We start from the raw sequence: 19,516 nt of genomic DNA, 5'->3' as shown, positions 1-19,516 counted from the left end.
CGGGAGCGGGAACTTCGCGTCGTCGCCCCACCCGCCGTTGGTCGGGTCGAACTGGTCCTCGATTTGCCCGACCATCAGACGCTCGATTTCGTCGGTGACCTCGCCGGACGGTGGACTCTGGTCGCGGATGTTGCGCGGTATTTGCGAGGCTTCCCGGCCCTTGTGCTCCCAGAGGTCGCGCACCTGCCCGACCACTTGGCGCATAGTGTTCGCGTCGAGGAACGTCGCGCCGGTCAGGTGTTCGCCTTCGGGCGTCAGAAACACCGTCGTCGGGAACCCGCCCATGTTGTACCGTTCCCTGACACGGGGGTGGCGGTCGATGTCGGCCCGGACCGGGACGAACGAGTCGTTGACGTTCGCCGCCAGCGTCGGCACCGCGTAGGTCGTGTCGTCCATCTCGTGGCACCACGAGCACCACCGAGCGGACAGCGAGAGAAGGATGGGTTTGTCGGCGTCCTGTGCCTCCTCGAACGCCGCGTCACCCCACTCGCGCCACTCGATTTTCGTCCGTTCCGCAGACTGATCCATGGCCTGACTTTGGGTCGAACGTGGGAAGTGGTTTCGGAATTCGCGTGCCGATGAATCGGGTCATGCGGCGGGAACAATCAGCCAGTTCGAGCAACACGACGCGCGAAAAAAGTCGGATCGTTAACGAGTTCGCTCAGTCGTGAATCTCGACGGATTCGAGGACGACGTCGTCGAGCGGCTTGTCCTGCGGGTTCGTATCGACGGAGCCGATTTCCTTGACGATGTCCATGCCGTCTACGACCTCACCGAACACGGCGTGGCGGTTGTTGAGGTGCGGCGTGGCGTCGAGCGTGATGAAGAACTGCGACCCGTTGGTGTTCGGGCCGGAGTTGGCCATCGAGAGGACGCCCTCGCTGTCGTGGGTGAGTTCCGGGTGGAACTCGTCGTCGAACTGATAGCCGGGACCGCCGCGGCCCGTTCCCGTCGGGTCGCCGCCCTGAATCATGAAGCCCTCGATGACGCGGTGGAAGAGCACGTCGTCGTAGAGCGGTTCGTCGGTCTTTCGGTCGCCCGACTGTGGGTCGGTCCACTCGCGGTCACCCGTCGCCAGTCCGACGAAGTTCGCCACCGTCTTGGGTGCGCGCTCGTCAAACAACTCGACTTCGATGTCGCCGTGATTCGTGTGAAGCGTGGCCGTTAGGTCGTCTGCCATATCCGTACTGTCGGCCTCCAAGGAAAAAAGGTGTTCTATCCACCAGCGGTGTCCGAACGGGAGAAAGACGGATGCCGTTACGCCTCGCTAGACCCGGTCAGTTCCAGCGGACGTATCCAGACGAACCAGATGAAGATGGCGGCCGTCAGGTACAGCGTGAAGAAAATCACGGTTCCGAGCATGCTGTAGCCGTTCTGGGTCAGAACGTACTTTATCAGTCCCGGAACGATGATGCCGAGGGCCATCATCAAGCCGAAGCGGATCTTCCCGCCGGCGTTGTTCGTGCTCATGAAGGGGGCTTCGTGCTCCACCTGCCTGAATCGTACGGTTTTGAGCTGACAAACACAACACATAACAGATCACAAAGTATTTGCCGGGACGTTACACGAATCGGACATGAACCGAGAACGAATATTGGCGGTCGCCATCGCAGTCGTCGCCGTGGCGGGCCTGCTCACGCTCGCCGTTCTTCCCGGTGCGATTGCGACGGCGTCCACGGACGACCCCCCGAGTCGTCTTCGAATCGAGGACGTCGCCATCGCGCCCGGCCACGTTTCCGGTGGAACGACGACGTTACGTATCGAGACCCGACTCGACCACAGGGGTGGGTCGGCGGAAAACGTCTCCGTCTCCGTCCTCGTCCGGGCGATTCATCTCGATTCCGGGTTGGTCGAGGCGACGACGCGAACGCGAGTTCCGACCATCGACGGGGAACGGGAAACGAGCGTCACGCAAAACCTCTCGGTCGAACGTCGCGGCGGTTACCGGATCGAAACCGTGGTTTTCGAGAACGGGGAACGAATCGCAGAGGGCGGTAAGGAGGTCCGAGGCGTCGATGCGCTCGAACCGGCCTACGAGCGGACGGCCGTCGGTTTCCACTGGAACGGCGACACGAGCGGACTCCCACCGATCGACTACTCCATCGCTGACGTTCACGACGATACGGCGTCGCTCAACGTCTCCACGTATCTGACGAACCGCGGCGACGACGCATCGGAGAACGTCCGTATCGTCTTCGTCGCGCGACAAGCGGATTCCAACATCGTCGCCGACCGTGTCTCCATTCCCGTCGGGACGAACCGCGGACCCGTCCGCGACCGTGACCGTCCCGGACGGCTACAACTACTATCTCGACGCGATTCTCTGGAAGGATGGCGTCGTCGTCGGTTCCGCGCGGAGCGCCGCGAACCTCGACCCGTCGAAGCGGCTCTCGGTGAACGAGACGCAGACGGACGTCGAACTGTCCGTTTCGGACTTCCAAGAGGGCGACAGGGGGAAATCGGAACGGACGACCAGAACGGTGAACGACGGCGGCCAACCCGGTTTCACCGTCCTCGCCGGTATCGTCGCCCTTCTCGGGGCGGGACAACTCGTGCGGCGAAACGGACAACCATGACTGAAACCGAATCAATGACGACCCCCGAGCGGTCGGAATCCGAATCGAATCGAGAGGAAAGCGAGCAGACGAACATGGGTGACGAGCAACACGGGCAAGGGGACCGTCACACCCGCCACGAGACGCCGGAAAAGGCCGGACGAACGAAGCCGTCCCGTGACTCGAATCCACGGAAGTACCTGTCTCAGGGAGCGCTCGTCGTCCTCGTCCTTCTCGCGGCCGTAGCCCTGTTCCAGTTCTACATGAGCGCCCTCGACGTGATTCGGACGTTCGTCGCGGACCGGTACCGACCGCTGTTCAACGCGGCGTTCAACCTCGTCGTCCTGCTGGCGGCCGGTATCGGTATCTCGTTCACCGTCCGGTCGATGGATTGAGAACGCGACACGGCGAAACGGAACGGTAAAACGGAACGACGGAACGGGCGCGTTAGCGAGCCTTCACGGTCACCTCGACCGGATTTTCGGGGTGCAAGGTGACGAGCGGAACGAGCGCCAGCGGCGTGTCGGAGACGAGGTCGAACTCGAATCGTTTGCCGAGCGTCGCCAACACGAGTTTCGCCTCGCGCATGGCGAAGCCGTCGCCGATGCATTTGCGCGGGCCACCGCCGAACGGGAAGTACGCGAACTGTGGGAGTTCGCGGCGGAAGTCGTCCGTCCAGCGCTCCGGGCGGAACTCCCACGGGTCATCGAAGAAGCGCTCGTCGTGGTGAACGACCCACTGCGGGGTCGAAACGACGGTGTCGGCGGGGACGTGAAACCCGGCGAGGTCGTCCGCCTCGTCCGCCTGCCGGTAGACGACGTAGGCGGGCGGGTAGAGACGCAACGTCTCCGTCACGATTTCGTCGAGGTAGTCGAGATCTGTGAGGTCGGCGACGGTCGGCGTTCCGTCGACCACTGCATCGAGTTCGTCGTGGAACTCCCGCCGTACGTCGGGATGCTTCGCGAGAAGGTACCACGCGTACGTCAGCGTCAAAGCGGTCGTGTCGTGACCCGCGAGCAACAACGTCATCATCTCGTTGCGAACGCTCTCGTCGGTGAGGTTCCCCTCTTCGTGCTCGCCGAGCAACGTTCCGAGCAGGTCGTTCTCGTCGCCCGAGTAGTCGTGCTGTCGTTGAATCTCGCGGAGGATTCGATCCAACCTGTCCACGGCGCGGCGGTAGCGCACGTTTCGCGGCGTCGGCACTTCCTCCGGGACGAACCCTGCCGGACCGGGTCGGAACCGTTCGCCGACTTCGATGAGGGCCTCCCGGATGGCCCGCTCCATCCCGTCGATCCGCGAACCGAGCAGGCTCTCGACGACAATTCTGAGTGTTAGCTGGGACATCTCGGCGTGGATGTCCGTGTGCTCCCCGTCGGTGAACGAGTCGGCCAACTCGGTCGTATCGCGGACTATGATATCGCCGTACTCGTTCAGTTTCTCGCCGTAGAACGACGGTTGCATGACCGTGCGCTGGCGTCGCCAGTGCTCGCCGTCGCTCGTCAGTAGACCGTCTCCGAGCAACCCTCCCAGTCCCTCGTCCCCGCCCAACGTCGGCTTGCGGTAGTTCTCGGCGTTCGTCACGAGGACGCGCCGAATGGCCTCCGGGTCGGCCACCTGGTACACCTCCGTTCCGTACACGTCGATTCGGGCCACGTCGCCGTACTCGCGTGCGACGCGCTCCATGAACCCCAACGGGTCGTCTGCGTACTGGAGACTCGACCCCAAAAACGGTACCCCCTCCGGTCCCGATGGCACGCGGTTTGCCATGCAAGGGATTGGGTTGCATTCCGTAAGAGCCTGCTCCCTAACGAGTGACAGAGTTTTTATGAACCGTGGTAAAGATGGTGACATGAGTGATGGGCATATCTCTCTCGTCGACCAAATTCCACCTCTCGTTGCGATTGGGGTCCTCGGAGCCGGGTTGCTCGCGCTGTTTCTCGGCTACAGTTGGTTCTGGATGGTGTTCGTATTCGGATTCGCCGTCGTTCTCCCGCTTCTGACAATACTCTCGCAGTCGTTTTCGGAGCGCCAACGGGCACGACGAAAACGAGACCACCAACGGCAAGACGACCGCCAAACCGACCGAGCGGAGAAACGAAACGACAACCGACAGGACGCCCTCGATACGCTTCGGGATAGGTACGCCCGCGGGGAGATCGACGAAGAGGAGTTCGAACGGCGGGTAGATCTGCTGTTGGAGAACGAGACGGTAGCGGACGTGGAGGCGCGGCGAGAGCGGGAACGGGAGTTCGAGTAACATCGGTTACCGAACTGAAAGCTTATGCTGTCGTTCGCGTTTTTTCTACCCGATGAGACGACGCCGTCTACTGGTCTGCGGGAGTGCTCTCCTGTCGAGCGGACTGTCCGGTTGTCTCGGTTCCCTGAACTCCGCGGGGGAGAACGGGGAACCGACTACAAACGAATCGACCACTCGAACCACGACGCGAATCACGACCGACACCGGAACCGAAGGCCTCGCACTGGCGAACAGCAGTTCGAAAACACGGAAAGTCCACGTTGCCGTCTCTCGGAAATCGGATCCAACGCCGCTGGTCGATGCGAAATACGAAGTTCCAAGCGGGCATCTCCTGTGGTTCTCCGAGACGCTCGAACACGGGCAATCGTATCGCATCGACGCCGAAATTACCGGCGGGAAATCACGCGAAACGACGCTGACCGCGGAGGGATGTGCAGGGGACCCGTACAACTCCAGTGGCAGTCGCCCGGTTATCATCTACGTCGGGAACCAAAAACCGACAATCGCGTTCAAGGAGTGCGATGTGGAGTTCCCACCGAATAGGTACACAACGGAGGGAACGGACGGGCACGAGGTGTGAACGCCATGACCGTTTTCCAGGGTTCGACCGACCGGAAGTCGTGAAACGGGGAAACTGACGGGGACTGGCAGACCACCGTCAAACCCTAGTGCTATCGGACAGCAGCCTCGTCGAAACCCACAGACCGGGATCGGAACGGCGTACCGAATACGGAGGAGTACATCTCGAAGGCTCGTCGTCCCTCTAGCAACCACGAGTACGGCTCACGGGTTATTCGCCCAATTTTCAACCGATGGAACCTTTTATCTGCCTGATGTAGTGGCCACATAACCCTGAAAAAGAGCCTTCTGAGCGGCCTCATCGCATTCATCGTCGCGACAGCCGCTGCGCGTGTCGTCGGCGGGAAGGAACTCGGGACGAGAATCGGCCTCTTGACCGGGGTGTCAGTGACCCTGAGCACTTGGGTGTCCAGTCGTCAGAGTGGGAAAGAAACCGAACTCGTAGGCGAAACGACGGCTGTGTGATCGGACAAGAGCGTGAAGTAGCAGATACGCGGGGCATTTTGCACACGACACCTGAAAAACTAGTTTCATCGGGTAACTGACCCCATGATCATATATAAAGAAGTCCAAGAACTGTCCATTCACTTTGGTCGAATTGATGTCATATCTCTTGCGACAAGTCCAACTCCACACGAGAAGCGGGTCGCTGTAGAAGGTGATTCCCGTAAGATTAGTTGGCTGGGGAGGTTACGCCCCCGTTTTCGATCGGTCAAAGACCGAGTGAAAGTGGGATGGGCCAACGCGGATTTGAACCGCGGACCTCCCGGTTATCAGCCGAGCGCTCAACCTAACTGAGCTATTGGCCCTCTGTTGGGCGCATTTACTCATTGCCCGGTGAGATTTTTAAGGGTTTCCTTTCTCCTCCGCGTCGTCATCGAAACCGATATCGTAGGAGTCCGAATCCACCCGGTACGTATCACCGTCCTGACCACTCGAACCGGCCGTGCCGCTGCCGCTCACGCTGCCACCGTCAGGGAAGCCGAAGGTGTAGACGTTGCCCGAGGCGAACCCGCCGGTCTGCTTGTCGATGTAGGGCGTGATGACCCACTTCTTCGCCACGGTGCGGAACACCGCACGCGTCGGCGGGAGCGCGAACAGGAACCCGAGCGTGTCGGTGATGAGGCCGGGCGTGAGCAGGAAGGCACCCGCGACGAGCAGGAATCCGCCGTCGATGATCCGATTCGTGGGAATATCCCCGCTCGCGAGGTCGGATTGGATCTTTCTGATGGTGTGTCTCCCTTCGGCACGAACCAGCAACATTCCGAGCAGGGCGGTCAGTACGACGAGCAGGACGGTTATCTGCCAGCCAATCTGGGTGGCGACGAAGACGAGAAACAGCCCGTCGAGTAACGGAATCAACAGCAACAGCGCCAGCATCCGTTTCCACATGATTCGACGTAGTGGTTCAGGCTGTAAAACCCTTTACCTGCTGATGTGTGCTCGGAGAGCGAAACGCGTCATTCTCGTTTTCCGCGTCCGCGTGCGGCGTGAGACGACGCAAGGGCGTTTCAGTAACGACCGCAGTTACAGCCACGATGACGATTTCCGTGACGACAGCAACGATAGCAACGACAGCAACGGCTACGAATTCGACAACGACTTAGGAAATACCCCGCCCTCACTCGGTCAGTCGCTCGTGGACGCACGCGCCCACTCGCACTATCCCTCGCTCGCCCGGGACCCGCCAGGACAGCGGCGGGCCGGGTGCGCCTCGCACCCGGCCCGCAAGCAGTTGGTTGGCCTGCCGCCCATATTCTTCCTCATCGATTACCAGAATCTCCCGCTCTGCCCCGTTCTTTGAGTACGATGTTCACGAAGGGATAGAACCGTTCCTACTGTCTTCGTTCATTTCTACAGCCGTTCCTTCGTCTTCCGGCCACTAACAACTGCCAAGCTATCCAATAACTCCAATCCTCCGTTTTCTCTTCCGAAATTCGAAATCAAGTTTCGTACCTCGTAATGATTCGTGGGGCTTATTACGATGTACGAACTTCACACGGGTAACAGCCATGAGTGACACCGAGAACAGGACGATTTTGCTCATCGGAAGCGGACCCATCCAGATAGGACAGGCTGCGGAGTTCGACTACTCCGGCGCGCAGGCCTGCCGTGCACTACAGGAAGAGGGGGCGCGAGTCGTTCTCGTGAACTCCAACCCGGCGACCATCATGACCGACCCGGAGATGGCCGACGAGGTGTACATCGAACCCATCACCACCGAAGCCATCGCCGAAATCATCCGGAAGGAGCGCCCTGACGGGGTCATCGCCGGACTCGGAGGACAGACGGGACTGAACGTCACCGCGGAACTCAGCGAGGAGGGCATCCTCGAAGAGTACGACGTGGAGATCATGGGAACGCCGCTGGAAACCATCTACGCGACGGAGGACCGCGACCTCTTCCGTCAGCGGATGCAGGAACTCGGCCAACCCATGCCGTACTCGACGACCATCACGCTCGACGAGGGCGAGACTGTCGCCGAGTTGGACGAGGAGGCCCTCGGCCAGCGCGTCGAGGACGCCGTCGAGACCGTCGGCGGACTCCCCGTCATCTCGCGCACGACCTACACCCTCGGCGGGTCCGGGTCCGGCGTCGTCCACGAGATGGACGAACTGAAAGAGCGCGTGCGCAAGGGACTGCGCCTCTCGCGCAACAGCGAGGTGCTCATCACGGAATCCATCGCGGGTTGGGTCGAACTGGAGTACGAGGTGATGCGCGACGCGGACGACTCGTGTATCATCATCTGCAACATGGAGAACCTGGACCCGATGGGGATTCACACGGGCGAATCCACCGTCGTCACGCCCTCGCAGGTCATTCCCGACGAGGGTCATCAGGAGATGCGCGACGCGGCCCTCGAAGTCATCCGCGACCTGGGGATTCAGGGCGGGTGTAACATCCAGTTCGCGTGGCACGACGACGGCACGCCCGGCGGCGAGTACCGCGTCGTCGAAGTGAACCCGCGCGTCTCGCGCTCTTCGGCGCTCGCGTCCAAGGCGACGGGATATCCCATCGCCCGCGTGACGGCGAAGGTCGCGCTCGGCAAACGCCTGCACGAGATCGAGAACGAGATCACGGGCGAGACGACTGCGGCGTTCGAACCCGCCATCGACTACGTGGTGACGAAGGTGCCGCGCTGGCCCAAGGACAAGTTCGACGACGTGGACTTCGAACTCAGCACGGCGATGAAGTCCACGGGCGAGGCGATGGCCATCGGTCGGACGTTCGAGGAGAGCCTCCTCAAGGCGCTCCGCAGTTCGGAGTACGAACCCGACGCGGAGTGGGACGAAGTCGGCGACGACGAACTCGAATCCTACTATCTCGAAAGACCCTCCCCTGACCGCCCGTACGCCATGTTCGAGGCGTTCGAACGCGGCTACACGGCCGAACAGGTCGCCGACCTGACCGGCATCGAGTCGTGGTACGTCGAGCGCTACGCCCGCATCGCCGAGGCCGTCGAAGCCGCACAGGACGGCGAGTTCGCCCCTGCCGCGGAGAAAGGGTTCACGAACCAGGAAGTTGCGTCGATGGCCGGTGCGGACGTCGGTTCGGTCGAGACGAGTGCTCCGGAACGCTCGTTCAAGCAGGTCGATACCTGCGCGGGCGAGTTCGCAGCATCGACGCCGTACTACTACTCCGCGCGCTCGGCCCGCGAGACGAACGTGTTCGGGAACGACGAACTGCAAGTCGATCCGGACGTCGAGAACGTCGTCGTCGTCGGTGGCGGCCCGATTCGTATCGGGCAGGGCGTGGAGTTCGACTACTGTTCGGTGCACGCGGTTCGCGCGCTCCGCGAGATGGGCATCGAAGCGCACGTCGTGAACAACAACCCCGAAACCGTCTCGACCGACTACGACACTTCTGATGGGTTGTTCTTCGAACCCATCACCGCCGAGGAGGTCGCCGACGTCATCGAGGCGACGGACGCCGACGGCGTGATGGTGCAGTTCGGTGGCCAGACTTCGGTCGATATCGGTCACCCGCTGGCCGAGGAGATCGAGCGCAGAGGTCTCGACTGTACGGTTCTCGGGACCACGGTGGACGCGATGGACCTCGCGGAGGACCGCGACCGCTTCAACCGCCTGATGGACGACCTGGGAATCGAACAGCCGACCGGCGGAAGCGCGACGAGCGAGGAGGAAGCCCTCGAACTCGCACACGACATCGGTTACCCAGTCCTCGTGCGCCCGTCCTACGTCCTCGGTGGCCGCGCGATGGACATCGTGTACGACGACGAGGAACTCACGGAGTACATCGAGGAGGCGGTTCGCGTCTCGCCCGACAAGCCGATCCTCGTGGACGAATTCCTCGCCGACGCGGTGGAACTGGACGTGGACGCCGTCTCGGACGGCGAAGACATCGTCATCGGTGGTATCATGGAACATGTCGAGAGCGCGGGCGTCCACTCGGGCGACTCCGCCTGCCTGATTCCGACGCGTTCGCTCTCCGAGGAGACGTTGGGCCGCGTGCGCGAAGTGACGGAGGACATCGCTCGCGCCCTCGACACGGTCGGGTTGATGAACGTGCAACTGGCCGTCCAAGACGATACCGTCTACGTCCTCGAAGCCAACCCGCGCTCCTCGCGGACGGTCCCGTTCGTCTCGAAGGCGACGGGCGTTCCGATCGCAAAACTCGCGGCGAAGGTGATGGCCGGGAAGACGTTGGCCGAACTCGACGTGACGGAGCAAATCCCCGAGCAGACGAGCGTGAAGGAGGTCGTCCTCCCGTTCGACCGCCTCTCGGGGTCCGACCCCCGCCTCGGCCCGGAGATGAAATCGACGGGCGAAGTGATGGGCACCGCGGATTCGTTCGGCAAGGCATACGAGAAGGCCCAATCCGCCGCCTCGAATACGCTTCCGAAAGATGGCGTTGCAGTCATCGACTTCGACCTCGACGGCTTCGACGACTACTACGAACTCGGCGAGTTCGAGGACGTCAACGACGCGATTCGCACCGGAAAAGTGGACCTCCTCGTGAGCGACGACCGCGCCGCACTGGAGACGGCCGTCGAGGAGGACATCCCGTACTTCACGACCGTCGCCAGCGCGAAGGCGGCACTCGAAGCGCTCGCCGCCCGTGACGAAGACCTCTGCGTGCAGTCGGTCGGCGACAGGCCGAAAGTCGCGCGCGAGTGGGGTCGCTGACGGGACCGATTCTCTTTAACTGGAGTTCAGGTAGAACTCGTTCTTCGAGGAGAGGTCGTAGTTATCGCTGCCGTTCGAGAAGTTCGCTTTCACCTCGTTTCCGGAGAGGGTTCGTCGCCCCATCGAGTCCTCGTAGTGGTTCATCGACGCTGCACTCGACGGCTGGAAGCCGATGAAGTTCTCGCGGGTGTCGTCGTCCCACGCGGAGTTAAGCTTCAACTGCCACCGGTTGTACTCGTTGGTCGGCGAGGACTCGTCCACGACTTCGACGTTCGGTTGGGAGTACGACCAGCTAAGGCCAGCCGTGACCGACGCGGTCATCCAGCCGACGCTCACGCTGAGCGAGTAACTGGTCGAGGACGACCCGCCCTGCGTTCCATACGGGTTCCACTGGCCGTAGTCCACGTCGGTGTTGCCCATCTCGCTCTGATTCCATTTGTGATACACTCTCCCCCACTCGTTCTTGTAATCGCTCCCGTACGCGGAGATTCCCGGCTCGAACCCGGCCGGGGAGTGGAGCGCGAACACGTCGCCCTCGCTGCTCCCGAGCGTGTCCATGAACACGTAGAACGTGGCACCGACCGTCCCGTACGGGTCGTCGGCGTATTCGAGTTTCTGCGAGAACATCTGTTGCATGTTGTCCGTGCTGGACACGGTTCCACCGGACATCGTGGTAGCCTGCTCGGACGCTTTGATTGTCGAGGAGATGTCCGCGACGTGACTGTCGAGTTGGTCGTGAATCAGGGCTTCCGAGCGGCCCGACTCCGCCTGCGGTTCCGTCAGATCTTCGGCGGCAACGCCGACGTAGGAGTGCCCGACGCCGTCTGCATCGAAGCCGTAGGCGTACGCCACGACTCCGCCCGAACTCGTCTCCTGCTCGCTCGCAGGGATGACCGCGGGAGCACGACCGTTCTTTTCCGCGAAATCGTCGGCGGCTCGCCGACGAACCGCTCGTCGTTGCTCGTCCGACACCGCGGCTCCACCGGGCGCCTTCGCGGTGTACACCGCGCTTCCCTGTGCCTGCTTCTGGTTCAGTTCTGCACTGGCAAAGCCGGTGCCCGTAACGAGACTCGTCATCCCGAGCGCGCCGGTTTTGAGAATCGTTCGTCTGTTCGTTCGTCCGTTGCTTCCGCCGGAGTATTCTTTTTCTTCCATGCCACGAATACATGGCAATAACGAAGGTACAAATGACTAACTATAAATTGAATAAATTTAATATTTCACTCACCGGAAATAGTTTGGTGTCCGAAGACGTGTTTCGGGAGCGAACCGGAACGTGAAGTCGCACGAGCGTTCCGATCGCACCACTTGCTGAAGACGAGACGGGCGTGAGCCACGGTTTACGGCGGCGTCTTCGTACACGCTCGGAATCGGTCCGCTGACGCGTTCGAGCCTACGCGGGTTCTTTGTAGAACGTGGACGTGTGGGCGAGCCAGTGCTCCGAGCCGTCGTTAACGAACTGGCCTTTCACCTTGTTGATGCAGATGGTTTTCTCTCCCATCGAGCTATCGTAGTGGTCCATCGAGGCGGCACTCGACGGCTGGAACCCGACGAAGTTCTGACTCACGTCGTCCCCGCCGTTGACCTTCAACTGCCACTGGTTGTAATTGTGGTACGACGAGGACTCGTCGATGACTTCGACATCCGGTTGTGTGTACGACCAGCTAAGGCCAGCCGTAACCGACGCCGTCATCCAGCCGACGCTGACGCTAAGCGAGTAGCTTCTGGACGACGAACCTCCTTGGGTGCCGTACGGTTGCCACTGACCATAATCGACGTCCACGTTGCCCATCTCAGTCTCGTCCCACTGGTGAAACACGCGTCCCCAGTCGTTCTCCCAGTCGCTCCCGAATGCCGAGGTGCCCGGTTCGAATCCGACGGGTGAGCTGAACGAGTGAATGTCCCCGTCGGTGCTGTCGAGGGTGTCCTGGTACCAATACGACGTTGCTCCGGCGACGCCGTACGGATCTATCGCGTTTTCGAGTTTGTGCGAATAGATCTGTTGCATGTTGTTCGTCCCCGTCACGGGACCACCGGACATCGTCGTCGCTTGTTCGGACGCCGTGACGGCTGATGAGAGTTCAGCGACCCGGCCGCCGAACCGGTCGTGAATGAGCGCCTCGGCCCGTCCGGACTGCGTCTCGGGTTCGTTCGTGTCCTCGCCAGCGATGCCGGTGTACGCCCGGCCGACGCCGTTCGCATCGAGCGCGTATGCGTATGCGACCACGTCACCGTCGTCGGATTGCAGGTCGCTGGCGGGGATTGCATCCGGGGAACGCCCGTTTTTCCGCTCGAAATCGCGGACCGCACGTCTCCTGACCTGCCGTCGCTGTTCGTCGGAAATCGTCGCTCCACCCGATGCTTTCGCCGTGTGAACCGCACTTCCCCGCGGTTGCTTCTCGTTCAGTTCCGCACTGACAAGACCGGTACCCGCGACGAGGCTCGTGACCCCGAGCGCACCGGTTTTGAGGATGGTTCGTCTGTTCGTTCGGTTGTCGCTTCCGTCTCCGCTTGGGCTTTCTTTCATGGTCCAAGATAGAAATCAAAATAGAGCCATAAATAATTAACTAGAAAGTGAGTGAAATTAACAAGTAGTGGCAGAAAGGTAATGTTATTGGTTTGTGTGGTTGTTTTCGAGAGTCCAATGCCGTTGCTAAGAGAACTGACGAAAATCAGGGAAGCGTTCCGAGCGCTCCACCCATCAGGAACGCGGCCAACGCGTACCACGGTTCCCGGCGGCGTTTTCGGTGGACGCCCGGCATCGTGCCGTTGACACCAACACCGAGCGAGAGACCGATGAAGAGCACACCGCCCGCGATGGCCACGCTCCGGAATCCGTGTTCGCTGGCGTACCCCGCGAGGACCCCGATTATCACACCGAAAATCGCGGCGAGAAAGTCGATGTCGGTGATGTGGTGATCGGTGGTTGATCGCGATGGCATACCTGTATCAGGAATCGATTCATATTATTTCATTCTATTTCTGGTAAACACTACGGAACTCAGTACCTGGCCGACCGAGCGGTGACGGCGCTACCGGAATCCACCGTCCACCACCGGAATCCCTCGTATCGACGGGCCGAACGATGAGCGTCCACGAGGGCGGTATCTTCGCCCTCGGTTGTGACACTGTTGGCCGGGAACCCTTTGAGCTTCCTGCACGAATTCACGTAAGATGTCGAACGAAATCGAGCGCCTGCTGGTTGCTGGTGCGAGCGGTGACACGGGGCGCGAACTCCTCCGGCAGCTACGCAGCGTTGACGTACAGGTCAGAGCCATGACGCGCTCGCCGAACAAGGAACGGGAGCTGTCGGAGGAAGGCGCGGACGAGGTCATCGTCGGTGACCTCCTCGACCCGGCGGACGCCTCCCGTGCCGTCGCGGACTGCGACGCCGTCCTCTGTGCGGTCGGGTCGTCCCCGAGCCTCGACGCGCTTCTCGGCGGTGACCTCGTGGACGGTGCCGGTGTCGAGAACCTCGTCTACGCGGCCGTCGCAGCGGGCGTCGAGGGTTTCGTCTTCGAGAGTTCCATCGGCGTCGGTGATTCCCGCGAGGGGGTGCCCGCCGCGCTTCGACTCCCGCTCTGGCACGTTCTCAACCAGAAGAACCACGCCGAATCGGTGCTCCGCACGTCGGGTCTCTCCTACACCATCATCCGCCCCGGCGGCCTGACGAACGCACCCGCAACCGGCAACGTGCTGGTCGGTGAAGGCGGCGAAAGCGTCTCGGGGAGCATCCCGCGCGAGGACGTCGCCCGATTGATGATCGCCGCGCTGTTCACTTCGGACGCCGAGAACCGGACGTTCGAAGTCGTGAGTCTGGAGGGTCAGCGCGGCACCGCTCGGGGAGTCGTCGAGATAGACTGGCAAGTGCCCGGCGAACACGAAATAGAAATCGAGGAGTAAGCGGTACGCGGGAGTTCGCCGACCGCCAGTCCTCGGCGGTCAGCGTCGTCAAAACGGGGTCGGATCAGTCAGCAGTGACGAGTCGCCGTCGGGGTGCCATCGCGAGGACGTCGTCGAAGAATCCGAGGGTGTCGTTCGGGCCTGGGTTCGCTTCGGGGTGGTACTGACGCGTAATGACGTCGAGTTCGTCGTTTTCCAGACCTTCTGGGGTGTCGTCGTTGACGTTGATCTGCGTGACTTCGAGGTTACCTGGGTCGGCGACCGTGTAGCCGTGATTCTGCGTGGTCATGACGACCTGTCCCGATTCGAGGTCACGAACGGGCTGGTTGACGCCGCGGTGACCGAAGTCCATCTTCGAGGTGGTTCCACCGAGCGCGCGGGCGATGATCTGCTGTCCGAGACAGATGCCCGCGAGCGGGAGTTCCCCGGCGAAGGTATCGACCAGTTCCTGGGTCGCTTCGAAGTTCGCAGGATCGCCCGGTCCGTTCGAAACGAAGAGGATGTCGGCGTCGAGGGCTTCGACGTCCTCGGGCGTGGCGTCGTGCGGGAGGACGTGAACGTCCGCGCCGCGTTCGACCAGCGCGTCGATGATGCTTCCCTTCGCGCCACAGTCCACGAGCGCGACGGTTTGGCCGTCCTCGTCGCCATCTCCGAGGTGAACCTCGGGTTCGGAGACGCTGACCTGCGCGCCGATGTCGTGGTGGTCGCTCATGCCCGGACAGCGCGCGAGTTCCGCGAGCGCGTCGTCAGGCGTGGCGTTCTCGCCGACCGCGATTCCGCACTTCATCGCGCCCTCTTCCCGAATCCCGCCGACGAGGTCGCGGGTGTCGAGGTGGTCCACCGCGGGGACGCCCTCGGCTTCGAGCCACTCCGCGACGTCCTCGGTGAGTTCGCGCGCGACGACCGCACGCGGGTGGACTCGGTCGCTCTCGAAGCGCTCCTCTCGGACGCCGTAATTCCCGATGAGGGGGTACGAGAACGTGAGGACCTGTTCCTCGTAGGACGGGTCGGTGAGGCTTTCCTCGTAACCCGTGTATGCTGTTGTAAAGACCAGTTCACCACAAGCCGTACCTGGGGAGCGACCACGGGCTTCCACCACATGGCCACCCTCCAGCGCGACGTAGGCACCCGGCATTACGAGATTCATATGCAACACGGCACTATAAACCTTGCTTTCGAAGCATTCTTACGAAATTCGTAATCATCAAGTAGCGGGCGACACTACCTGCAAATCTCCATGGACGCACTCGACCGACAGATATTGAATCTTCTCCGGCGAGACGCCCGGACGCCGTACACGGAGATCGCCGAGAGCGTCGGCACATCCGAGGGAACCGTTCGAAATCGCGTCGAACGCATGACCGAGGACGGCGTTATCGAACGATTCACCGTTACCACTCACACGGGAAACGTGAAAGCTATGATAGAGATCGGCGTCGATGTCGCGGTTGACACGACAGCGATATCCGATACGTTCGCGGAGTGGGAACAGGTCGATTTCGTCTGGCAGGTCAGCGGCGAGGACGACATCGTCCTCATCGTCGACGCCTCCGACACGCAGGGCGTGAACCAACTCATCACTCGCGCGCGAGAGTTGGAGGAAGTCGTGAGCACGAAGACTCGACTCATCTTGGACGAGCGACTTGGATGAGGCCATCTCGGCCGAGTCCAAGTTGCACCCGAGATGAGTTGAAGAGTGATTTTGGACGAGCGACTTGGGTAAGCGGCAGTGTCCCAAGTCGTATAACGAAATCGGGATGAAATCCGTTCGTTCGGGTTCGGATGCCGACCGTGAGGTTTGGAACGTTGACTTTTCGGGCTGTTTACGCGTCTATCTCTGCCTAAACGATTCATATATTTGTCCAAAATAGCACGTATGGCAATCTAATCTCGCCTTTGCACTATATTTATGCAGTTATTTGTCGTGCGTCTATTCGAACGTCAGCATGTACGATTATCGAAGCGAAGCGGAGTTCGATCGACTCCGCGCCGTCCGGGTACACAAACCGGGGTGTGAAACGTTCGTCGGCGCGGTCGATCCGGTGCCGAACCTGTTTCGCAGTCAGTCCTCCGTCGCCAACGCACAGCGGGAACACGAACGACTGGTCGAAATCCTCGAAGCGAACGGCGTCACCGTCCACCATCTCTGTGACGACCTCGCGGAGGAGACGACCCTCGACGCCCTGCTCGCATCGCGCGTCCGTATCGACTGTAGCGATTTACCCCGAGACAGACGGACTGCGACGCGGGACTCGATGTGGAACGAGTTGCTCTCGCTCCCCCCATACGAAAAACTGCAACTCGTCGGGAGCAACGCGACGCTGTACCGCCACCGAAACGGGTCGGGGAAGACCGGCGACCACGAGTTCAGCGTCGGTCGGTTCGACACGACGAGCATTCGCTTCCGACAACCGCTCTCGAACCTCTACTTCCAGCGTGACCAGCAGATCGTCACGGACGACGGTCCCGTCATCGGATCGTTCCGGAACGAGACGCGGGACGCGGAGACGGGAATCGCGGTCAAGGGTTGGGAAGCGATCGGCGGTTCGCCGCGGCCCCACAACGGTCTCGTGGAATTCTTCCAACCCACGGACCAGACGTTGGAGGGTGGCGATTTCATTCCGGCGGGCGAGTTCGCACTGCTCGGTATCTCGGCGTTCGAGGGCGAAACCGAGATTCCGATTCGGACGACGCGCGGCGCGGGTCGGACGCTGCTGGAAGCCGACGTGATGTCCTACGACGAAGTCGGACTCGTCCACGCGCCGCGGACTGCGGACGCCGAGGAACAGGCCCGGAAGACGAACGGCGGCGAGACGGCGGAGACGGACATGGAGGTGATGCACCTCGATACGTGGTTCAACATCGCCGACGAGGGTGTTGCCGTCGCTCGAAAACACCTCGTGGACAGCACCGACGTGGAGGTGTACGGTCGGACGGGAACGGGCTACGAACACCTCCGAACCATCGGTTTCAGGGAGTACCTCTCCGAGAAGGGCTACCGCATCATCGACGTGCCGTTCGACGAGCGCGCCGTCGGGACGAACTTCCTCACGCTCGACGCCGGGAAGATACTCCCGATACACTACCCCGACGAGGACGGCGAGTACGACCCGGCACGCAACGAACTCATCGAGACGATGCGCGCGGAAGGACTCGACATCGTTCCGGACGGCATCGGAATTCCGCTGGAACACCTCCGGGCGGGATACGGCGGTGTCCACTGCGTCACGACACCACTCCGGCGCGCGTAGTTATCGTTCAATCGTCCCCGTTCGTCTCGCTTTTCGGCGGCTCCCCGATACCCGGCGTTTCCTCCTTCGGGCGATGGAGGTTTTCCTTCTGTTGGTGGACCTTCCGATAGCCGCGGCGGACGAGTTTGTCCAACGTCCCGCGCCGAACTTCCGGTTTCACTCGGCCGTCACGAATCGCGGCGACGACGTTCTCGGGCGTGAGCGTGTCGGCATCGACCAGCGTGTAGGCCCGTCCGACTTCGATGGGATAGTGGGCGTCGCTTCCGCCGACGAGCGGCAGGTCGTACTGTTCCGCCAAGTCCCGCGCCCACTGCTCGGTTCGCGGATGTTTGCCGTTGACCTCGATGGCGTCGAACTCCGCGTCCACCTCGCGCACCGTGCTGTTCCGGTAGGGATGGGCGACGATGGCAGCACAGCCGCGTTCGTGGGCCAACTCGACCACCTCCTTCGGCGTGAGCGTCCCCGGGGAGGTGCGCGTCGGTGGGTCGGGACCGACCACGAGGATGTGGCCTTTCGTCGAGGACACCTCGATACCCGGAATCGTTTGCACGAGTTGCCCGGAGAACGAATGGTAGTAATCGTGATTCGTCAATGCGACGCCGTCCAACCCCCGGTAGCGAGCTCCCAGTTCGAGCAGTCTGACGCCAACCGGGTCGAAGAGCGCGGCGGCCCGTTCGTGGCCGTGGAAAAATCGCGTGTGGGCGTGTAGGTCGATGGCAAACACGTCCGTAGATATGCAGCCGATAGGTCTTTGGTTTTTCCGCCGGTTTTCCTCGTCATGAAAGCCGACGGGGACGCCGTGGATGACCTCGCGGCGACCGAGGACGGAATCGAGTACGAGCGCGTCGTGATCTCGAACCCGATCAGCGGCGACGGGACCCACCGCGAACAGGTCCGGAGCCTCGCCACCGAACACGACTACACCGTCCTCGAAACGCAGGGTGAGGGCGATGCCGTCGAATTCGCACGAAAGGCCGCCGAAAGCGGCGCGTCGCTGGTCGCTGCTTCGGGGGGTGACGGAACCCTCCACGAAGTCATCCTAGGGTTGGACGAAGCGGACGCGCTGGACTCGGTGACGTTCGGCGTGGTCCCGGCCGGGACGGGCAACAACTTCGCCGGAAACATCGGCGTCCGGGGCATCTCCCACGCCTTTGACGTGCTCGATTCGGGCGAGCGCAGGCGGATCGACCTCGGCACGGCGAACGGTCGCCCCTTCGTCAACTCCTGTGTCGGCGGGTTGACGGCCGATGCGAGCCACGAGACCGATCCCGAGCAGAAAGAGCGCCTCGGCGTGCTGGCCTACGTCGTGAACACCCTCCAGTTGATGACCGACTACGAGGGGTTGCCGCTCTCCATCGAGGCCTCCGACGAGGGCGACGTTTCGTGGTCGGGCGACGCCGTCTTCGTCCTCGTCGGCAACGGCCGACGGTTTCCGACGAAGGGGCGCACGCAGGCGAACATGGAGGACGGCCTGCTCGACGTGACCATCGTCGAAAACGTTCCCACCGCGAACCTCCTGCAGGAAGCCACGATGCAACGCCTGTTCGGGGCCGAAACCGAGAACGTCACCCACCTCAAGACGCCGACGCTGAACATCGAAATCGAAGGGGATTCGCCCGTCGAATTCAGCTTGGACGGCGAGATGGGCGAGTGGGACGAACTGACGCTCGACGTTCGTGAAAACGTCCTCGAAATTCCCGTCGGTGATGAGTACGAGCGATATCCGGAGAAGCGACGATGAGAGTTGAATCGAGAGTATAGAACCCTGTTCGGTATCGCCCAATCTGTCCTAATATGGGAACCGGACGACGTAGGCGACCGAGT

General features: G+C 61.7%; 19 protein-coding genes and 1 tRNA gene. 9 read left to right on the top strand and 11 right to left on the bottom strand.

The window, feature by feature from the left end:
* The 3 genes from WBV42_RS00270 to WBV42_RS00260 form a co-directional block, all read right to left on the bottom strand.
* On the bottom strand, positions 1–528 hold a 528-nt coding region (locus WBV42_RS00270; RefSeq protein ID WP_423984268.1), incomplete at its 3' end, for a DUF255 domain-containing protein.
* Between the two features lie 133 nt (positions 529–661).
* A complete protein-coding gene (locus WBV42_RS00265) occupies positions 662–1,180 on the bottom strand; it encodes a peptidylprolyl isomerase (RefSeq protein ID WP_423984267.1) in 519 nt (172 codons plus the stop codon).
* A gap of 77 nt (positions 1,181–1,257) precedes the next feature.
* The gene (locus WBV42_RS00260) at positions 1,258–1,470 is read right to left on the bottom strand and encodes a hypothetical protein (protein WP_423984266.1); all 213 of its coding nucleotides are present in this window, start codon (positions 1,468–1,470) and stop codon (positions 1,258–1,260) included.
* A gap of 106 nt (positions 1,471–1,576) precedes the next feature.
* Here WBV42_RS00260 and WBV42_RS00255 point away from each other — a divergent pair, with 106 nt between their 5' ends.
* Positions 1,577–2,950, top strand: coding sequence for a DUF7490 domain-containing protein (locus tag WBV42_RS00255; protein WP_423984265.1), 1,374 nt, complete (start codon positions 1,577–1,579; stop codon positions 2,948–2,950).
* A 52-nt stretch (positions 2,951–3,002) separates the two neighbouring features.
* Here the strand turns inward: WBV42_RS00255 and WBV42_RS00250 are convergent, their stop codons facing one another.
* Positions 3,003–4,322, bottom strand: a complete 1,320-nt coding sequence (locus WBV42_RS00250) for a cytochrome P450 (RefSeq protein WP_423984264.1) — start codon at positions 4,320–4,322, stop codon at positions 3,003–3,005.
* 82 nt (positions 4,323–4,404) lie between these two features.
* Here WBV42_RS00250 and WBV42_RS00245 point away from each other — a divergent pair, with 82 nt between their 5' ends.
* Both WBV42_RS00245 and WBV42_RS00240 read left to right on the top strand, forming a co-directional pair.
* Complete coding sequence (locus tag WBV42_RS00245; protein ID WP_423984263.1) at positions 4,405–4,812, top strand: SHOCT domain-containing protein; 408 nt, start codon at positions 4,405–4,407, stop codon at positions 4,810–4,812.
* Positions 4,813–4,864: 52 nt separating this feature from the next.
* Entirely contained in the window at positions 4,865–5,392 is a 528-nt protein-coding gene (locus WBV42_RS00240) for a hypothetical protein (protein ID WP_423984262.1), read from the top strand.
* 734 nt (positions 5,393–6,126) lie between these two features.
* On the opposite strand, the gene WBV42_RS00235 is transcribed toward WBV42_RS00240, so the two are convergent.
* Both WBV42_RS00235 and WBV42_RS00230 read right to left on the bottom strand, forming a co-directional pair.
* A tRNA-Ile gene (locus WBV42_RS00235) sits at positions 6,127–6,200 on the bottom strand.
* A gap of 37 nt (positions 6,201–6,237) precedes the next feature.
* A complete protein-coding gene (locus WBV42_RS00230) occupies positions 6,238–6,783 on the bottom strand; it encodes an FxsA family protein (RefSeq protein WP_423984261.1) in 546 nt (181 codons plus the stop codon).
* Between the two features lie 43 nt (positions 6,784–6,826).
* Here WBV42_RS00230 and WBV42_RS00225 point away from each other — a divergent pair, with 43 nt between their 5' ends.
* Together WBV42_RS00225 and carB are read left to right on the top strand one after the other, a co-directional pair.
* On the top strand, positions 6,827–7,195 hold the full coding sequence (locus WBV42_RS00225) for a hypothetical protein (RefSeq protein ID WP_423984260.1): 369 nt from the start codon (positions 6,827–6,829) through the stop codon (positions 7,193–7,195).
* 208 nt (positions 7,196–7,403) lie between these two features.
* Positions 7,404–10,538 carry a carbamoyl-phosphate synthase large subunit gene (carB, locus tag WBV42_RS00220; RefSeq protein WP_423984259.1) on the top strand — a complete coding sequence of 1,045 codons (3,135 nt, stop codon included), beginning with the start codon at positions 7,404–7,406 and terminating at the stop codon, positions 10,536–10,538.
* 15 nt (positions 10,539–10,553) lie between these two features.
* Here carB and WBV42_RS00215 read toward each other — a convergent pair whose 3' ends face one another.
* From WBV42_RS00215 to WBV42_RS00205, 3 genes are all read right to left on the bottom strand, one after another.
* Positions 10,554–11,693, bottom strand: a complete 1,140-nt coding sequence (locus WBV42_RS00215; protein ID WP_423984258.1) for a hypothetical protein — start codon at positions 11,691–11,693, stop codon at positions 10,554–10,556.
* Positions 11,694–11,931: 238 nt separating this feature from the next.
* Positions 11,932–13,065, bottom strand: coding sequence for a hypothetical protein (locus tag WBV42_RS00210; protein WP_423984257.1), 1,134 nt, complete (start codon positions 13,063–13,065; stop codon positions 11,932–11,934).
* A gap of 145 nt (positions 13,066–13,210) precedes the next feature.
* Positions 13,211–13,480, bottom strand: coding sequence for a hypothetical protein (locus tag WBV42_RS00205; RefSeq protein ID WP_423984256.1), 270 nt, complete (start codon positions 13,478–13,480; stop codon positions 13,211–13,213).
* Between the two features lie 232 nt (positions 13,481–13,712).
* On the opposite strand from WBV42_RS00205, the gene WBV42_RS00200 reads away from it, so the two are divergent.
* Positions 13,713–14,441, top strand: coding sequence for an SDR family oxidoreductase (locus WBV42_RS00200; protein ID WP_423984255.1), 729 nt, complete (start codon positions 13,713–13,715; stop codon positions 14,439–14,441).
* A 64-nt stretch (positions 14,442–14,505) separates the two neighbouring features.
* Here WBV42_RS00200 and carA read toward each other — a convergent pair whose 3' ends face one another.
* Positions 14,506–15,576: a glutamine-hydrolyzing carbamoyl-phosphate synthase small subunit gene (carA, locus tag WBV42_RS00195; RefSeq protein ID WP_423984254.1), complete on the bottom strand. Its 1,071-nt coding sequence runs from the start codon at positions 15,574–15,576 to the stop codon at positions 14,506–14,508.
* A gap of 102 nt (positions 15,577–15,678) precedes the next feature.
* Here carA and WBV42_RS00190 point away from each other — a divergent pair, with 102 nt between their 5' ends.
* Together WBV42_RS00190 and WBV42_RS00185 are read left to right on the top strand one after the other, a co-directional pair.
* Positions 15,679–16,092 carry an Lrp/AsnC family transcriptional regulator gene (locus tag WBV42_RS00190; protein WP_066141181.1) on the top strand — a complete coding sequence of 138 codons (414 nt, stop codon included), beginning with the start codon at positions 15,679–15,681 and terminating at the stop codon, positions 16,090–16,092.
* Positions 16,093–16,387: 295 nt separating this feature from the next.
* Positions 16,388–17,692 (top strand): arginine deiminase family protein, encoded by a 1,305-nt coding sequence (locus WBV42_RS00185; protein WP_423984253.1) that lies wholly within the window; start codon positions 16,388–16,390, stop codon positions 17,690–17,692.
* Positions 17,693–17,699: 7 nt separating this feature from the next.
* Here the strand turns inward: WBV42_RS00185 and WBV42_RS00180 are convergent, their stop codons facing one another.
* Complete coding sequence (locus WBV42_RS00180) at positions 17,700–18,416, bottom strand: CehA/McbA family metallohydrolase (RefSeq protein WP_423984252.1); 717 nt, start codon at positions 18,414–18,416, stop codon at positions 17,700–17,702.
* A 54-nt stretch (positions 18,417–18,470) separates the two neighbouring features.
* Here WBV42_RS00180 and WBV42_RS00175 point away from each other — a divergent pair, with 54 nt between their 5' ends.
* On the top strand, positions 18,471–19,433 hold the full coding sequence (locus WBV42_RS00175; protein WP_423984251.1) for a diacylglycerol/lipid kinase family protein: 963 nt from the start codon (positions 18,471–18,473) through the stop codon (positions 19,431–19,433).
* The last annotated feature ends 83 nt before the right edge of the window (positions 19,434–19,516 follow it).

Source organism: Haladaptatus sp. (assembly GCF_049589095.1).
Lineage (GTDB): Archaea > Halobacteriota > Halobacteria > Halobacteriales > Haladaptataceae > Haladaptatus.
This window is presented reverse-complemented; position numbering and strand designations above follow the sequence as displayed.

Excerpts from the sequence above, each read along its gene's own strand:
- WBV42_RS00265 (WP_423984267.1), bottom strand. The coding sequence starts at position 1,180 with ATGGCAGACGACCTAACGGCCACGCTTCACACGAATCACGGCGACATC.
- WBV42_RS00260 (WP_423984266.1), bottom strand. The coding sequence starts at position 1,470 with ATGAGCACGAACAACGCCGGCGGGAAGATCCGCTTCGGCTTGATGATG.
- WBV42_RS00255 (WP_423984265.1), top strand. The coding sequence starts at position 1,577 with ATGAACCGAGAACGAATATTGGCGGTCGCCATCGCAGTCGTCGCCGTG.
- WBV42_RS00250 (WP_423984264.1), bottom strand. The coding sequence starts at position 4,322 with ATGGCAAACCGCGTGCCATCGGGACCGGAGGGGGTACCGTTTTTGGGG.
- WBV42_RS00245 (WP_423984263.1), top strand. The coding sequence starts at position 4,405 with ATGAGTGATGGGCATATCTCTCTCGTCGACCAAATTCCACCTCTCGTT.
- WBV42_RS00240 (WP_423984262.1), top strand. The coding sequence starts at position 4,865 with ATGAGACGACGCCGTCTACTGGTCTGCGGGAGTGCTCTCCTGTCGAGC.
- WBV42_RS00230 (WP_423984261.1), bottom strand. The coding sequence starts at position 6,783 with ATGTGGAAACGGATGCTGGCGCTGTTGCTGTTGATTCCGTTACTCGAC.
- WBV42_RS00225 (WP_423984260.1), top strand. The coding sequence starts at position 6,827 with ATGTGTGCTCGGAGAGCGAAACGCGTCATTCTCGTTTTCCGCGTCCGC.
- carB (WP_423984259.1), top strand. The coding sequence starts at position 7,404 with ATGAGTGACACCGAGAACAGGACGATTTTGCTCATCGGAAGCGGACCC.
- WBV42_RS00215 (WP_423984258.1), bottom strand. The coding sequence starts at position 11,693 with ATGGAAGAAAAAGAATACTCCGGCGGAAGCAACGGACGAACGAACAGA.
- WBV42_RS00210 (WP_423984257.1), bottom strand. The coding sequence starts at position 13,065 with ATGAAAGAAAGCCCAAGCGGAGACGGAAGCGACAACCGAACGAACAGA.
- WBV42_RS00205 (WP_423984256.1), bottom strand. The coding sequence starts at position 13,480 with ATGCCATCGCGATCAACCACCGATCACCACATCACCGACATCGACTTT.
- WBV42_RS00200 (WP_423984255.1), top strand. The coding sequence starts at position 13,713 with ATGTCGAACGAAATCGAGCGCCTGCTGGTTGCTGGTGCGAGCGGTGAC.
- carA (WP_423984254.1), bottom strand. The coding sequence starts at position 15,576 with ATGCCGGGTGCCTACGTCGCGCTGGAGGGTGGCCATGTGGTGGAAGCC.
- WBV42_RS00190 (WP_066141181.1), top strand. The coding sequence starts at position 15,679 with ATGGACGCACTCGACCGACAGATATTGAATCTTCTCCGGCGAGACGCC.
- WBV42_RS00185 (WP_423984253.1), top strand. The coding sequence starts at position 16,388 with ATGTACGATTATCGAAGCGAAGCGGAGTTCGATCGACTCCGCGCCGTC.
- WBV42_RS00175 (WP_423984251.1), top strand. The coding sequence starts at position 18,471 with ATGAAAGCCGACGGGGACGCCGTGGATGACCTCGCGGCGACCGAGGAC.